The organism is Glycomyces rhizosphaerae, from assembly GCF_042647865.1.
Classification (GTDB): Bacteria; Actinomycetota; Actinomycetes; order Mycobacteriales; family Micromonosporaceae; genus Glycomyces; species Glycomyces rhizosphaerae.
This window is the reverse complement of record NZ_JBHRWO010000004.1, coordinates 658,459-671,499: the sequence shown is the minus strand read 5'-3', so window position 1 is coordinate 671,499 and position 13,041 is coordinate 658,459. Positions and strand designations below refer to the sequence as shown.

Here is a 13,041-nt window from a genome sequence, read left to right as displayed (position 1 = left end):
AATGCCGTGTACGAAGCAGCCCCCGACAGGCCGCCACCGGGGATCAACCCCGCCGTCCCCTCGACCGCGCGCGTCTACGACGCCATCCTCGGCGGCCGGAACAACTTCAAGGCCGACCGCGAGGCGTTCGAAGTCTTCGAGCGGCGAATCCCCCAGGTCCGCGAAGCCGCTTGGCTCAACCGGAAGGCGCTCATCCGCGGTGTCGAGTACATGGTGCGCGACGCCGGGATCGACCAGATCCTCGACATCGGCTGCGGCCTGCCGACCGAGCAGAACACGCATCAGGTCGCGCAGGAGATCAATCCCGACACCCGCGTGGTCTACGTCGACAACGACCCGATGGTGCTCTCCCACGGCCGCGCGCTGCTCGCCGACAACCGCAACACCACTGTGGTCACCGCCGATCTGCGCGACCCCGCGGGGATCCTCGCCAATCCCGAAGTCCGGGCGCACCTGGACTTCGACCGCCCGATCGCCCTCCTGATCGTCGGGATGATCATGCAGATCTCCGAGGACGAGGAGCCGGACGAGATCATCGCCGCGCTCATGGAACCGCTCGCGTCGGGCTCGCACCTGTTCCTCACCGCTTGGCCCGACACGGGCGACCCGGCCCAGCGCGGGCTGTCGCAGGCGTGTCTGGAGACGCTCGGCAACGGCTGGATCCGCCCGATCGACCGGCTGCAGCGGCATTTTCAGGGCCTGCCGATGGTCGCGCCGGGCCTGGAGTTCGTCTCGCGCTGGTACCCCGGGGAGCCCGGCCGCAAGGTGCCCGATTTCGCGGACTTCGAACCGTACGAGCGGACGCAGATGGCGGGAATCGCCGTCAAGCCCTGACGAAAGGCGGCGGCGGCCGAGCCGTACATTAGTACTGCGCAGCGTGTTCGAGAAGAGAAGAGACCGCCTATGCCCATGCTCGAAATCCGTCGGCACAGCAAGCGCAACGGAGACGAGGCCGTCCACCTCTCTCAGGAAGGGGTCGAGCTCGCCCGTTGGTCGGGAACGCTCATGGGGCCCTTCGAAACCGTGGCGACCAGTGTCGCGCCTAGAGCGCGGGAGACCGCGATCGCGATGGGTTTCGCGGTGACGTTGGAACTCCCGACGCTACCGAACGTCAACGGGTTCCTGCAGGAGTCGCAAGCGGCGAGCTACGACGTGGGGGCGCCGTTCACACGGCTCGCGCGACTGGTGAACCGGCGCGGCAGCATCGCCTCCGACTACTCGCACGCGCTCGCGCGGCAGTGGGGGGACCTGATGGCGCCGCTCGGGCCCGGAGACGCGGCCCTGGTGATCGGTCACGGTGGCCACATCGAATGCGGGCTCGTGACGCTGTTCCCGGAGGCCGACCACGACGAGTGGGGCGCGCTGTTCGGGTACATGGAAGGCGCACGGCTGCATTACGACGCGGTCGCACGCCGCTTCCACGACATCGAGTTCGTCCGCGGTTGAAGGTCATGACGCAGTGAGGGGTCGGCGGTCGCCGGCCCCTCGTTGTCTTCGGCGCCCGCTTCCGGGGTTCCGCACTGTAATAGGGTTGCCGCCGGGGCGGCCGGGTGCTTTGATCGGGCCATGCCCAGCATCGCGCAGTTCCTGGCGTTCGTCGTCGCCTCGCTCATCCTGATCCTCATCCCCGGGCCGTCGGTCATGTTCACCGTCAGCCGCGCACTCGCCTACGGCCGCAAGCAGGCCGTGCTCACCGCCTGGGGCAACGCGATCGGCGCCTTCGCCGCCGCCGTGCTCGCAGCGGTCGGTCTGGGCGCATTGATCCAGGAGTCGGCGCTGGCCTTCGCGATCGTGAAGTACGCGGGCGCGGCGTACCTGGTGTTCTTGGGCGTCAAGGCGCTCCGTGATCGCAAGGGTCTGATGGCGGCGCCCGAGGACGAGGCCGGGACGCCGAAGCGGGCGCTGGCGACGATGGCGGAGGGCTTCGTCGTGGGGGTGCTCAATCCGAAGACGATCCTGTTCTTCCTGGCGATCCTCCCCCAGTTCGTGGACACCGAATCCGGTTCGGCCACAGTGCAGATGCTGCTGCTGGGGGCGACGTTCGCGGTGCTCGCGGCGGTCTGCGACTCGGTGTGGGGCCTGGTGGCCTCGGCCGCCCGCGACGTCCTGCGCCGCCCCCGTTCGAAGCTGATCCTCAGCCGCACCGGGGGCACGGCCCTCATCGGCCTCGGCATCGCGGCGGCGGCCGGGGAAAGGGCCTGACGGCATTCGCTGGGGGTCGGGGTCGCCTTGGGAGCGCTTGCATATCGAAGATGATGGATATATAGTGTGGGCACCCTGACCGCGATCCCCAACCGTCTTCCGGCTCGCGCGGCCCGCTCCCCCAGGCCGTCACGACGCCCCGGCAGCGTCTAGAGAGGACCCCATGTCAGCCTCCACCCTCCCCCGCATGCGCAGAGGCCTGATCACCGCAGTGGCAGCGGTGTTCGTCGCCGCGGCCGCGCTGATCGCGGTCATGATCCCCAAGCCGGCCAGCGCCGCCTCGCTCACCCAGATCACGAACTTCGGCGACAACCCCAGCAATATCGAGATGTACCTGTACGTGCCCGACAACGTGGACCCCGAGCCCGCCATGGTTCTCGGCATCCACTGGTGCGGCGGTGACGCCAACGCGTTCTACACCGGCACCGAATGGGCCCGGCTCGCCGACCAGTACGGGTTCGTCGTGGTCTACCCGTCGGTGACGCGATCGAGCAAGTGCTGGGACGTGGCCTCGGCCGCCTCCTTGAGCGGCACCGGTTCCGACTCGGTCGGGATCAAGTCGATGATGGACTGGACGATCAACGAGTACAACGTGGACACCGGTCGGATCTTCTCCACCGGGATCTCCTCGGGCGCGATGATGACCAACGTGATGCTCGGCGTCTACCCCGAGGTCTTCGAGGCCGGCGCGGCGTTCTCCGGGGTGCCCTACACCTGCTTCAGGACCGACAACGGCTCGGAGTGGAACAGCCAGTGCTCGCAGGGCCAGATCAACCGCACGCCGCAGCAGTGGGGCGACGAGGTCCGGACCGCGAACCCCGGCTACAGCGGGCCGTGGCCGCGGATGCAGACCTGGCACGGCACCAACGACGACGTGCTGTTCTACCAGAACTTCCAAGAGCAGATCGACCAGTGGACGAACGTCAACGGCACCGACCAGACCCCCGACTTCTCGGACACGCCGCAGACGAACTGGAACCGGACCCGCTACGGCGGCACCGGGGCGCAGGCGCAGGTCGAGGCGATCAGCCTCCAGGGCGTCGGCCACAACCTGATGGCGAACGGCATGGCGGCCAAGGCCCTCGAGTTCTTCGGCATCGACACCGATGTGGACCCGACCTCGCCGACCACCGGGCCGACCGACCCGACGACCACCCCGACCGGCGGCCCGGCGAATGCCTGCTCGGCGGTCATCAAGGTGGTCAGCACCTGGAACTCCGGCTGGCAGGCCAATGTGGACGTGACGGCGGGCGCCGCCGCGATCACCGGTTGGACCCTGAAGTGGACCTGGCCGAGCGGCCAGACGATCTCCAGCTCGTGGAACGCGGGCGTGACCAGCAGCGGCTCTTCGGTAACGGCCGAGGATGTGGGCTGGAACGGCTCGGTCGCCGCGGGCCAGACCCGGACGTCCTCCTGGGGCTTCATCGGCACCGGGGCGGCGGCGACGCCCGCGGTGACGTGCACACCTGCTTAACCCGTTACCCCACCGAAGAACCGGGGCCGCAGACGCGACAGCGCCTGCGGCCCCGGCGGCGTTCGCTCATCGGGCCTGCGCGTTCGCCGCCAGTCGGCCGCGCAGGAAGTCGAGGATCTCGCGCCGAGCGGGCCGGGCGGCCGGGACGAGCCCGGGAACGCTGATGAATTTGTGGACCGCGTTCGGGTACAGGGTGAAGCGGGCGTCGTTCCCGGCGGCTCGGAGCCGTTCGACGTACTTGCGGCCGTGGTCGTAAGCGGGATCGAGCTCCCCCGCGACGGCCAGCGCGGGCGGCAGGCCGCTGAGGTCGGCGACCTTCAAGGGGGACACGAGGTCCGGGTCGAAGTCCGGCGGGAGACTGATTCGGCGGGCGAGTCGCAGTTCGCCGGCCGAGAGCCCGGGCTGGCCGATGTTGCGCTCGACCGAGCGGTGGTCGGTCATGGTGGCGGTCCAGTCCAGGGCCGCGTAGACGAGGACTTGGGCGCTGATGGCCGGGCCGGTCTCGCGGGAGCGCAGCGCGAGCAGCGCGGCGAGGGTGCCTCCGGCGCTCTCGCCGACGACGGCGATCCTGGCGGGGTCGATGTCCCAGTCGAAGGGGTCGTCGGCGAGCCGTTCGAGCGTGTCACGGGCGTCCTCGACGGCCGCGGGCAGCACGTGCTCGGGGGCGAGGCGGTATTCGACGGCGACGACGGCGGCGGGGAGCGCCGCCGCGAGGCGGCTGTTGAGCCAGTCGTTCTGGGCGGCGGTGCCGGTGATGAAGCCGCCGCCGTGGAAGGAGAGGACGAGCGGGAGCCGGTCATGGCGGCCTTTGGGGCGGTGCACGCGCAGGGTGAGGCGGCGGCCCGGCAGTTCGAGGGCGTGCTCTTCGATGCGCGCGCGGTGGTCGGGAACGCCGGCGACGATGCGCATGGCCGGTGAGCGGAGGAGGCGGACGAGCTTCGCGCGTCCGGCGATGACCTGGTCTTCGGTGACGGACTCCCAGTCGGGTCGGTCCTTGAGGATGAGGCGGGCGCCGATCGGGGCCTTGCTGGTCATGGTGTCCTCCCGGTTCAATTACGCTACTTGAAGTAGCGTAATCGACAGGATAGCCTGATCCCGTGCAGGCATCCACTTCACCGGGGGCCGGGCGGCCGCGCTCGGACCTCAACGCCGACGTGTTCGCCGCGACCTTGCGCTCGGTGCACGAGTTCGGGTACGCGGGCGCGACGATGGACCGGATCGCGGTCGCGGCCGGCGTCGCGAAGACGACGCTGTACCGGCGCTGGCCGTCCAAGGGCGCGCTGATCACGGCCTGCCTCGTGGACGTGTTCGGCCCGGCGCCGGTCGTGAGCGAGGACCGGGACGAGCTCCTGACCACCGCGATCCGCTGGGGCGCGGCGAAGATCAGCGAACCCGGGGTCGGCGCGGCGTTCGCGGGCGTGTTCACCGACGCCGTCAGCGATCCCGACCTGCGCGAGATCCTGTCCACGCAGCTGCAGGCTCCCTACCTGCGGATCCTGCAGGACGCGCTCGGCGAGTCCGAGCAGCGCGTCCGGTTCGTCATCGACGTCATCATCGGCACCCTGCTCCACCGGATGGGCATCAGCGGCGAGCCGATGGCCGAGGACGACGTCGAGGCGCTCATCGCGATGGTCCTCGGCGTCTTCCGCTGACCGAAGCGGGACGCCCTGGCCGCAGACGCGAAAGCGCCTGCGGCCCTGGACTTCCTGCCGGTCAGCCGATGACGAGCGTGGTCACCGAGCGGCCCGGCAGTTCGACCGTGGTCGTGCCGCCCGCGATCGCGGCCGTTCCGGCTTCGTGGGGTTCGCGCTGGGCGTCGGTGGTCTGCCAGACCGCCGCCGTTCCGGCGTCGAGCCCGGTGAAGTCGACGTCCATGGTCACGGCCGACGTGCCGGTGTTGACGATGACGACGCTCTTGTCCCCGGTCGAGGCGAACGTGTACAGGAGCGGATCGGGGCTGGTCGTCGCGACCATCGTGGTTCCGAAGGAGCGGAAGAGGCCTTCGCCGGTGAACATGCCGATGCCGTGGTAGAGCGGCAAGGGCTCGTTGATGTCCACGAAGTCCGCGCCGGTGCCCTCGCCCCATTCACCGGTGAGGCCGAGGCAGCCGTTCTTGTCGCCGTATGCGAGTGCGGTGGCGTCGGATTCGAGGATGGTGCCGAGGGTCGCCGCGCCCCAGACGGTCGGCAGGTGCGTGGTCATCGACGCGCAGGCCGGGCTCGGGTCGGCCCAGTCCATGTTCCATTCGCCGATCTGGATGCCGATCTCGGCGGCGCGGGCCGGAACGGCCGCCTCGATGAGGCCGCGGACCTGGGCGATGTCGGTGGTGTAGTTCGCCACCTCGGCGAGGAGCTGCTCGGCGGTCTTGGCCTCGCCGCCCTTGCCGTAGTCGTGGTAGTCCACGAAGTCGACGTGCTGGCCGGAGGCGGCCAGGAATGTCGTGAGGTAGTCGATGTTGTTGTGGGCGGTGCCGGGGCCGCCGACTTCTACCGCGGGGGCGAGGGTGTGGAGGGCGGCGGCGATCTCGTTGAAGCGGGCGCTGTAGGTGGCGGCGTCCATCTTGGGCGGCACCCCGGCGTCGAGTTCATTGCCCACGATGACCCTCGTGATCGGCGCCTGCGCGTTGAAGTGCTCGAACAGGGCGACGGCGTCGCCGGTCTCGGCCGGGAGCACGAGGATCGGCTCCGCCCCGAGGGAGCGGATCGCCTCGACCCACTGGTCGCCGTCGTACTCGGTGTGGCACCAGTCCCCGCCGCAGACGATGCGGCTGGTGTGGTCGCCGGGGACGGCGTACTCGAGTTCGATGCGCAGCACGCCGAAGTCGTGCGCGGCCATGGCGGCGCGGTGGTCGGGGCTGTTGACGATGTAGTTGAGGCCGCCGTAACCGGTGATGGAGGCGCCGAGGTCGCCGGGCTCGATCTGGGCGACGGGGGTGGTGAAGTCGACGGTGATCGCGGGTTCGTCGGCGCCCGCGTCGGGAGCGAGGGTCCAGGCGGCGGCGCCCGCGAGGATGAGGGCGGCGAAACCGCCGATCGCGGCGGTGCGGGGGTGGTGCAGCCGAATGCTGTTCAAGCCGGTGGCCTTTCGTACCAAGGGATGTGGTGCCCGCGATTCTCCCACGATCGATGTCCGAAGAGCACTGTCGGAGGCGACGTGGCCGTGAATTCTCGGGACCGGCCTAAACTGTGCTCACCGACGACACGACGACGTGCCGCACATGGAACGGAGCCGCCAGACATGACCGAGTTTCCCCCTGAGGTCCGCGACCGGTTCGCCGGTGCGGGCATGGACATCGACAAGCTGTTCTCCGCCGGTGAACTGGGCGATCGCATGGGGATCGAGGTGCTCGAGGCCGCCCCTGAGCGGGTGGTCGCGCGGATGGAGGTCGAGGGGAACCGGCAGCCGTACGGCCTGCTCCACGGCGGGGCCTCGGCGGTCCTCGCCGAGACGCTCGGGTCGGTCGGCTCGATGCTGCACGCCGGGCCCGGGAACATCGCGGTCGGCGTGGACCTCAACGTGACCCATCACCGCGGAGTCAAGTCCGGCACGGTCACCGGGGTCGCGACCCCGATCCACCGTGGACGATCGACCGCCACCTACGAGATCGTCGTGAGCGACGAAGAGGGCCGGCGCGTCTGCACCGGCCGTCTCACCTGCATGATCCGCGAAGCGCCGCAAGGCTGAAGCGCCGCTTCCTTACCGGTCCCGGTCGAGGAACTCGGCGATGAGCGGGGCGATCTCGGCCAGGTGCGTCTCCAGGGCGAAGTGGCCGGCGTCGAACAGACGCAGTTCGGCCTCGGGCAGGTCACGGAGGTAGGCGCGGGCGCCCGCTTCGGTGAAGAACGGGTCGCCCGTGCCCCAGACGATGAGCGTCGGCGGCGCGTACTTCCGCAGCCACGCTTGCCAATCGGCGTATCGCTCCACATTCGACTTGTAGTCGAACGCCAGCGCGACCTGCGCCTCCTTGCGTCCGGGCAGGTCGAGGTAGTGCTGGTCGAGGGTCCAGCTCTCGGGAGCGATCAGGCCGGGGTCGGGCGTGCCGGTCTCGTACTGGAATCGCGTGCCCTCCAAGGCGAGCAGGCCGCGCACGGTGTCCTCGGCGCCGGGCTGTTCCGGGCTGAGCGCGGTGAAGTCGCGGGCGGCCTCGGACATGCCTTCGAGGTAGGCGTTGCCGTTCTGGACGATGAGGCCGGTGACGCGGTCGGGGCGGCGTTCGGCGAGCCGGAGGCCGACGGGAGCGCCGAAGTCGAAGAGGTACATGGCGAAGCGGTGCAGGCCGAGGCGGTCGGTGAAGCCTTCGACGATGTCGGCGAGGCGGTCGAAGGTGTACGTGAAGTCCTCGGGGGCGACGGTCTCGCCGAAGCCCGGGTAGTCGGGGGCGATGAGCCGGTAGTCGGCGCCGAGCGCGTCGATGAGGCGCCGGAACTGGTGCGAGGCGGAGGGGAAGCCGTGCAGGAGCAGCAGGACGGGAGCGTCGGGCCGTTCGGGCACGGACTCGCGGTAGTGGACTTCGACGCCGTCGACGTCGATGCGGCCGTAGTGGATCGAGGGGAACCGGTTCATCATTCACATGCTTTCTTGATTCGTTTATGCATTAGCTTCTGGACAGAATGCTAACGCATACTTGAATCCATGTAGCATTAGCCCCATGAATGCGACGACACCACTGGTCGGCGAGCCGCCGGCGATCGATCTGGTGAACACCGTGACCGCGGACGGGGACCTGCTGGCCGGTCCGGAGGAATTGGGCGCTTGGCTGGCACTGGAGGCCGAGCGGCACCCGGAGTTCGGCGGGGTGACGGCTGACCGCGCCGCGCTCAAAGCGGTGCTGGCCGTTCGGGATCACGCCGCGGCCGCGTTCGGCGCGCTGGTCGAGGGTCGGCGACCGCCGGAGTCGAGTCTGGGAGGACTCGCGGCAGCGGTGAACGCCGCGCCTAACCGCACCCGACTCGACTGGGACGCAGGCGCAGTGGTGGCGAGCGTGCAACGAGAGGGCACCACCGCCGACCGGCTCGCCGCCGACTTCGCCCAGGCCGCCATCGATCTGCTCACCGACCCGGCTGTCGCGAAGCTGCGCCGTTGCGGCGCCGAAGACTGTGTGCTGCTGTTCGTGCCAGCCCATCCGCGGCGCCAGTGGTGCTCCCCCGAGCGCTGCGGCAACCGCGTCCGCGTGGCCCGCCACTACGAGCGCCGCAAGGCCGCGCGTTAGCGAGACGGGACCAGCGCAGGTGCCGTCGGCGTGCCGGGTCTTGACCTTCATGCCGGTGATGGTGCGGACCCCGTCCGCATCCGTCACCGTTTCGTCGTGCGGCTTGATCCACTGCACGGCAAGGTCGTCGGCGTAAAGCGCCGGCGGATCAGGCGGCTCTCGGGGCCGGTACCGCCCGTCGTTCTGCCGGAGACAGGTCTAGCCGAGCGGGCGGCAGTCGCGGTCGGCGACGACGGTGGCGTGGGGTCCGCCGAGGCGGTAGCCGTCCGGTTGGCGGCGGATCACGGTGCCCCGGAGACCGCCACGGTCGCCGGGCCTGGCGTGTTGCGGCCCTAACGCATGTTGTTTCCTGGTGTTGCGCGCTGCGAGGGCGATCATCGCCCCCACGGCGAGAAGCGTTCCGGCGGCAAGGCAGACGCCGATGAAGCCGGCGCCGTCGACGGCGGCGGCCAGTTGGGGGCCGAGGCTCGCGCCGACGAAGAGGGTGAACGTGTAGAGCGCGGTGGCGGCCGCCCGAGCCGGGCCCGCGGCCGAGCCGACGGCCTCGATGAGTCCCGGCGCCGCCAAAGCGATCCCGGCGACGAAGACGAGCAGGCACACCGCGATCGCCCAGACCCCGAGCCCGGAGGCCGCGGCGGCCGCGAACGCGCTGACTGCGGCCACGGCCAGCGCGCCGACCACTCGCGTCGTGGGTGCGAAGCGGCGCAGGCGTCCCGCGATCCAGGGTGCGGCGAGGAAGGCCGGGAGCGCGGAGGCGCGCAGGGCGAGCATCGCGCGCGGGTTGCCCGACAGGCCGTCCGGTCCTACCGTCTCGAGTCCTGTGTAGACCGCGACGAATCCAGAGAGGACGGTTGCCGTCGCGAGGTAGAGCAGGAGCGTGTCGCGGCGTCGCAGCATGTGGGCCATGGCTCCCAGCGGGTTCACGCGGGCGGCGCCCTTGCGGTCGGGGTCGGGCTCGAGGACGAAGAAGAGGATCGCCGCGAGCGCGAGCACGCACACCGCGCCGCCGAAGAACGGCGACTGCCAGCCGAGCTCCGGCAACAGCAGGGTGGCGGCGGCTTGGGCGATGATCGCGGACGCGATGAAGCCGCTGGTCATGGTGGTCAGCGCGATCGGCCGGCGGGGCGGGGCGATGCGCTCGGCGGCGTAGGCCAGCGCGGCCGGGGCGAAGAACGCCGAGGTGAAGCCTTGGACCGCCCGCAGGGTGAGGCCGGACGCCAGGCCGTCGGCGAAGCCGACGGCGGCGGTGGCGAGGGCGGAGGCGACGAGGCCGATCAGGAGGACGCGGCGGCGGCCGAACCGGTCGGCGGCGGGGCCGGAGAAGAGGAAGCCGAACGCGTAGGCGAAGCCGAACGCGGTCACCATCCAGGCGGTCTCGGCACTGCCGGACTGCCAGCCTGCGGCGAACTCCCCGAGCAGGGGGATGACGACGTACAGCTGGCCGACTACGAAGACGCCGGCCGAGGCCAGCGGGACGAGCGTGCGACCGGTGGGGGCCCAGTGCTGGTCACGGCCTTCGTCGCCGCTGGGCCGTGCGACGGGACGAACTTGGGCTTCCTGGCTCATGACTTCATTAGACCACCAACTCGTTTGTTGATCAACAACAGAGTTGGAGTATTGTTACGTTCATGTCGGATTCACAACTTCGCATACGCGACACCAGCGCGAGCCCGTCACCGTTGACGACCCGCGAGAAACTCCTGGAAGCCGCCAGGGAGGTGTTCGCCGAACACGGGCTCGCCCATACCCGCATCTCCGACATCGCCGCCCGATCGGGCGTCAACCGCGAGCGGGTCTACGGCTATTTCGGCAGCAAGGAAGGCCTGTTCGACGCGGTCGTCAACGACGCGCTCGACGAACTCGCGGAGGCCGTGCCGCTCGCCGCCGGGGAGGACCTGGTCGAATACGTCGACCGCGTCCACGAGTTCCACCGCCTCCACCCCCAGCTGCTGCGGCTGCTGCTGTGGGAGGCGCTCCACTACCGCACCGAGCCGCTCCCCGGAGAGGCGGAGCGGCGGGTGCGCTATCGGGAGAAGGTCAAGGCGCTCGAACAGTCACTCGGCGCGGCCGAAGGCCGCCTGCAGGCGGCCCCGACCCTGTTCATCCTCATCGGCCTCGCGGCCTGGCCGAGCGTCGTGCCGCAGCTGTCGCGGCTCATCCTCGGCGCCGACGAGAGCGAGAACCCCGAGATCATGCGCCGGCATGTGCTGTCATTCGCCCAAGCCGCACTCCGCCCGGATGAGACGAACACCGGAGACGAAACCTGAAGGCAAGGGACGCAATGACTCGTCCGACTCGTCCCGCACCCGAGCTCGGGTGCGTCGCAAACCGGCGCCCCTGAATACAAGGGTGCCCTGCGGGTCCGACGTTTTCGGGGCCGGACCGATTCGTCCCGCACCCGAGCTCGGGTGCGCCGCGCGTTCGGACCCCCGGACACAAGGGTGCCGCGGGGGTCCGACATTCTCTCCGAGTTGCGCGGCGCGTGATGCCGTCAGGCCAGGAGGGCGTTCATGGTGCCGTATGCGATGCCGCCTTCGACCGCCTCGTATGAGTCGGCTTCGAGGAAGCCGATGGCGGCCTTGCGGGCCAGTTCGTATGCGGCCGTGGCGAGGCCCGGGCCGAGGCTGATGCGGGCGACACCGAGGCGTTCGAGCTCGGACGGCGCCAGTGCGCCCGGGCCGGCCATCACGTTGAGCGGCAACCGGATCGCCTCGACCAGCGCGGCGATCACGGCCGGGTCGGACACGCCCGGCACGAAGATGCCGTCGGCACCCGCCTCCGCGTACGCCTCCGCACGGGCGACCGTCGCGTCGAACCGGTCGGCCTCCGCGCCGATCCCCGCCAGGTACATGTCGATGCGCGCGTTGATGAACAGGTCCGGCCCGCCGCCCTCCCGCGCCGCGACCAGACGCTCGACCTGCTCGGCGAGGTCCCGCAGCGAACCCGGAACCTCCGCGACCGTGTCCTCGATGTTCACGCCGACCGCACCGGCCTCGGCGACCGCCGCGAGCGTCACCGCGACCTCCTTCGGCGTTGCACCGTAACCGGACTCGATGTCGGCGGTCACCGGCACGTCCACGACACGCACGATCCGCGCGATGGCGTCCACGGCCGCATCTCGGTCGAGCGCGTCGCCGTCGGCACGGCCGAGGCTCCACGCGACCCCGGCGCTCGTCGTGGCGACGGCGGGCGCGCCCGCGGCGGCGATGACCGCCGCGCTGGCGGCGTCCCAGCAGTTCGGAAGGCGCAGGGCCGGGGTGGCGTGGAGGGAGCGGAAGCGGGCGGCGGTCTGGTTCGTCATGTCGACAATGTAAGCAGCGATGTCGCTTCATGGCTGGCCGAAAAACGACATTACCGTCGAGCGGCGCCTGTCGAGCACGGCCTACCGCCGAGACGATCGCCTCGGCATCAACGTCGAGCGAGTCCGGTCAAGCCCGTCCTACCGCAGAGAGGATCGCTTCGGTCAGCTCGGCCGGCTTGGTGAACTGCGGCCAGTGGCCGGTCGGCAGGTCGATGTAGGCGACGTCCTTGACCGTGGCGATCTCCTTCACGAACGGCACGCCCTGCTCGATCCACGTGCGGACCATGGCGCTGCCGAACTCGCAGCAGATGAGCGTGATCGGCACGTCGAAACGGCGCTCGTCGCCGAGCACCTGCTTGTCGAAGGCGACGTTCTTCGGGGTCGGGATGGACCTGGCGCGGAAGGCTTCGCGAAGTTCGTCGTCGAGGTCGACCAGGTCCTCGTCCTCGAACACGTTCCAGTCCGGGAGCGGGATCTCGCCGTCGACCACCGGCAGCTCGTCGTTGATCACACCGCCCGGGCCCAGCGGCGCCGAGTCCACATAGATCACTTGGTCGATGCGGTCGGGCCGGGCGTCGGCAACGGCGTGCGCGACCGCGCCGCCGCCGGAGTGGCCCACGAGCACGACCGGACCGTCGATCGCGTCGACCGCCGCGGCCACCGCGTCGACGTGGTCGCGCAGGCCGATGCCGCTTCGGTCGGCATCGCGGGATTCCATGCCGGGCAACGTGAGTGGGTGCGTGCGATGCCCGGCCTTCTCCAGCGCGGGGGTGATCTCGCTCCAGGAGGAAGCGTCGAGCCAGAAACCGGGGATGAGGATGATGTCCATGCCCCGACCATAACGGCGGGGTCCGA

Annotated in this window: 14 protein-coding genes; 8 read left to right on the top strand and 6 right to left on the bottom strand. The window is 70.1% G+C overall.

Translation table 11 applies throughout. The features are described from left to right. Window positions 1-6: 6 nt before the first annotated feature. From ACFO8M_RS04025 to ACFO8M_RS04010, 4 genes are all read left to right on the top strand, one after another. Window positions 7-834 (top strand): SAM-dependent methyltransferase, encoded by an 828-nt coding sequence (locus ACFO8M_RS04025; RefSeq protein WP_387970812.1) that lies wholly within the window; start codon window positions 7-9, stop codon window positions 832-834. Between the two features lie 69 nt (window positions 835-903). Then, window positions 904-1,446, top strand: coding sequence for a hypothetical protein (locus ACFO8M_RS04020; RefSeq protein ID WP_387970809.1), 543 nt, complete (start codon window positions 904-906; stop codon window positions 1,444-1,446). A 120-nt stretch (window positions 1,447-1,566) separates the two neighbouring features. After that, window positions 1,567-2,202, top strand: coding sequence for a LysE family translocator (locus ACFO8M_RS04015; protein WP_387970807.1), 636 nt, complete (start codon window positions 1,567-1,569; stop codon window positions 2,200-2,202). A gap of 163 nt (window positions 2,203-2,365) precedes the next feature. Then, window positions 2,366-3,676: an extracellular catalytic domain type 1 short-chain-length polyhydroxyalkanoate depolymerase gene (locus tag ACFO8M_RS04010; protein WP_387970804.1), complete on the top strand. Its 1,311-nt coding sequence runs from the start codon at window positions 2,366-2,368 to the stop codon at window positions 3,674-3,676. Window positions 3,677-3,742: 66 nt separating this feature from the next. Here ACFO8M_RS04010 and ACFO8M_RS04005 read toward each other — a convergent pair whose 3' ends face one another. Next, on the bottom strand, window positions 3,743-4,711 hold the full coding sequence (locus tag ACFO8M_RS04005; protein WP_387970801.1) for an alpha/beta hydrolase: 969 nt from the start codon (window positions 4,709-4,711) through the stop codon (window positions 3,743-3,745). Window positions 4,712-4,773: 62 nt separating this feature from the next. Here ACFO8M_RS04005 and ACFO8M_RS04000 point away from each other — a divergent pair, with 62 nt between their 5' ends. Next, window positions 4,774-5,328 (top strand): TetR/AcrR family transcriptional regulator, encoded by a 555-nt coding sequence (locus ACFO8M_RS04000; protein ID WP_387970798.1) that lies wholly within the window; start codon window positions 4,774-4,776, stop codon window positions 5,326-5,328. A 61-nt stretch (window positions 5,329-5,389) separates the two neighbouring features. On the opposite strand, the gene ACFO8M_RS03995 is transcribed toward ACFO8M_RS04000, so the two are convergent. Further along, a complete protein-coding gene (locus tag ACFO8M_RS03995; RefSeq protein ID WP_387970795.1) occupies window positions 5,390-6,748 on the bottom strand; it encodes a GH39 family glycosyl hydrolase in 1,359 nt (452 codons plus the stop codon). Between the two features lie 165 nt (window positions 6,749-6,913). On the opposite strand from ACFO8M_RS03995, the gene ACFO8M_RS03990 reads away from it, so the two are divergent. Next, window positions 6,914-7,360 (top strand): PaaI family thioesterase, encoded by a 447-nt coding sequence (locus ACFO8M_RS03990; protein ID WP_387970793.1) that lies wholly within the window; start codon window positions 6,914-6,916, stop codon window positions 7,358-7,360. Between the two features lie 12 nt (window positions 7,361-7,372). Here the strand turns inward: ACFO8M_RS03990 and ACFO8M_RS03985 are convergent, their stop codons facing one another. Further along, on the bottom strand, window positions 7,373-8,239 hold the full coding sequence (locus ACFO8M_RS03985) for an alpha/beta fold hydrolase (RefSeq protein WP_387970790.1): 867 nt from the start codon (window positions 8,237-8,239) through the stop codon (window positions 7,373-7,375). An 85-nt stretch (window positions 8,240-8,324) separates the two neighbouring features. Between ACFO8M_RS03985 and ACFO8M_RS03980 the strand changes: the two genes are divergently transcribed. Then, window positions 8,325-8,885, top strand: a complete 561-nt coding sequence (locus tag ACFO8M_RS03980; RefSeq protein WP_387970788.1) for a CGNR zinc finger domain-containing protein — start codon at window positions 8,325-8,327, stop codon at window positions 8,883-8,885. A 198-nt stretch (window positions 8,886-9,083) separates the two neighbouring features. On the opposite strand, the gene ACFO8M_RS03975 is transcribed toward ACFO8M_RS03980, so the two are convergent. Then, a complete protein-coding gene (locus ACFO8M_RS03975; protein WP_387970785.1) occupies window positions 9,084-10,451 on the bottom strand; it encodes an MFS transporter in 1,368 nt (455 codons plus the stop codon). Window positions 10,452-10,513: 62 nt separating this feature from the next. Here ACFO8M_RS03975 and ACFO8M_RS03970 point away from each other — a divergent pair, with 62 nt between their 5' ends. Further along, the gene (locus tag ACFO8M_RS03970) at window positions 10,514-11,152 is read left to right on the top strand and encodes a TetR/AcrR family transcriptional regulator (RefSeq protein ID WP_387970782.1); all 639 of its coding nucleotides are present in this window, start codon (window positions 10,514-10,516) and stop codon (window positions 11,150-11,152) included. Between the two features lie 224 nt (window positions 11,153-11,376). On the opposite strand, the gene ACFO8M_RS03965 is transcribed toward ACFO8M_RS03970, so the two are convergent. Both ACFO8M_RS03965 and ACFO8M_RS03960 read right to left on the bottom strand, forming a co-directional pair. Continuing rightward, window positions 11,377-12,186, bottom strand: coding sequence for an isocitrate lyase/PEP mutase family protein (locus ACFO8M_RS03965; RefSeq protein WP_387970780.1), 810 nt, complete (start codon window positions 12,184-12,186; stop codon window positions 11,377-11,379). Between the two features lie 127 nt (window positions 12,187-12,313). Next, window positions 12,314-13,015 (bottom strand): alpha/beta fold hydrolase, encoded by a 702-nt coding sequence (locus tag ACFO8M_RS03960; RefSeq protein WP_387970777.1) that lies wholly within the window; start codon window positions 13,013-13,015, stop codon window positions 12,314-12,316. Between the last annotated feature and the right edge of the window lie 26 nt (window positions 13,016-13,041).

Excerpts from the sequence above, each read along its gene's own strand:
- ACFO8M_RS04020 (WP_387970809.1), top strand. The coding sequence starts at position 904 with ATGCCCATGCTCGAAATCCGTCGGCACAGCAAGCGCAACGGAGACGAG.
- ACFO8M_RS04015 (WP_387970807.1), top strand. The coding sequence starts at position 1,567 with ATGCCCAGCATCGCGCAGTTCCTGGCGTTCGTCGTCGCCTCGCTCATC.
- ACFO8M_RS04010 (WP_387970804.1), top strand. The coding sequence starts at position 2,366 with ATGTCAGCCTCCACCCTCCCCCGCATGCGCAGAGGCCTGATCACCGCA.
- ACFO8M_RS04005 (WP_387970801.1), bottom strand. The coding sequence starts at position 4,711 with ATGACCAGCAAGGCCCCGATCGGCGCCCGCCTCATCCTCAAGGACCGA.
- ACFO8M_RS03990 (WP_387970793.1), top strand. The coding sequence starts at position 6,914 with ATGACCGAGTTTCCCCCTGAGGTCCGCGACCGGTTCGCCGGTGCGGGC.
- ACFO8M_RS03985 (WP_387970790.1), bottom strand. The coding sequence starts at position 8,239 with ATGAACCGGTTCCCCTCGATCCACTACGGCCGCATCGACGTCGACGGC.
- ACFO8M_RS03980 (WP_387970788.1), top strand. The coding sequence starts at position 8,325 with ATGAATGCGACGACACCACTGGTCGGCGAGCCGCCGGCGATCGATCTG.
- ACFO8M_RS03975 (WP_387970785.1), bottom strand. The coding sequence starts at position 10,451 with ATGAGCCAGGAAGCCCAAGTTCGTCCCGTCGCACGGCCCAGCGGCGAC.
- ACFO8M_RS03970 (WP_387970782.1), top strand. The coding sequence starts at position 10,514 with ATGTCGGATTCACAACTTCGCATACGCGACACCAGCGCGAGCCCGTCA.
- ACFO8M_RS03965 (WP_387970780.1), bottom strand. The coding sequence starts at position 12,186 with ATGACGAACCAGACCGCCGCCCGCTTCCGCTCCCTCCACGCCACCCCG.
- ACFO8M_RS03960 (WP_387970777.1), bottom strand. The coding sequence starts at position 13,015 with ATGGACATCATCCTCATCCCCGGTTTCTGGCTCGACGCTTCCTCCTGG.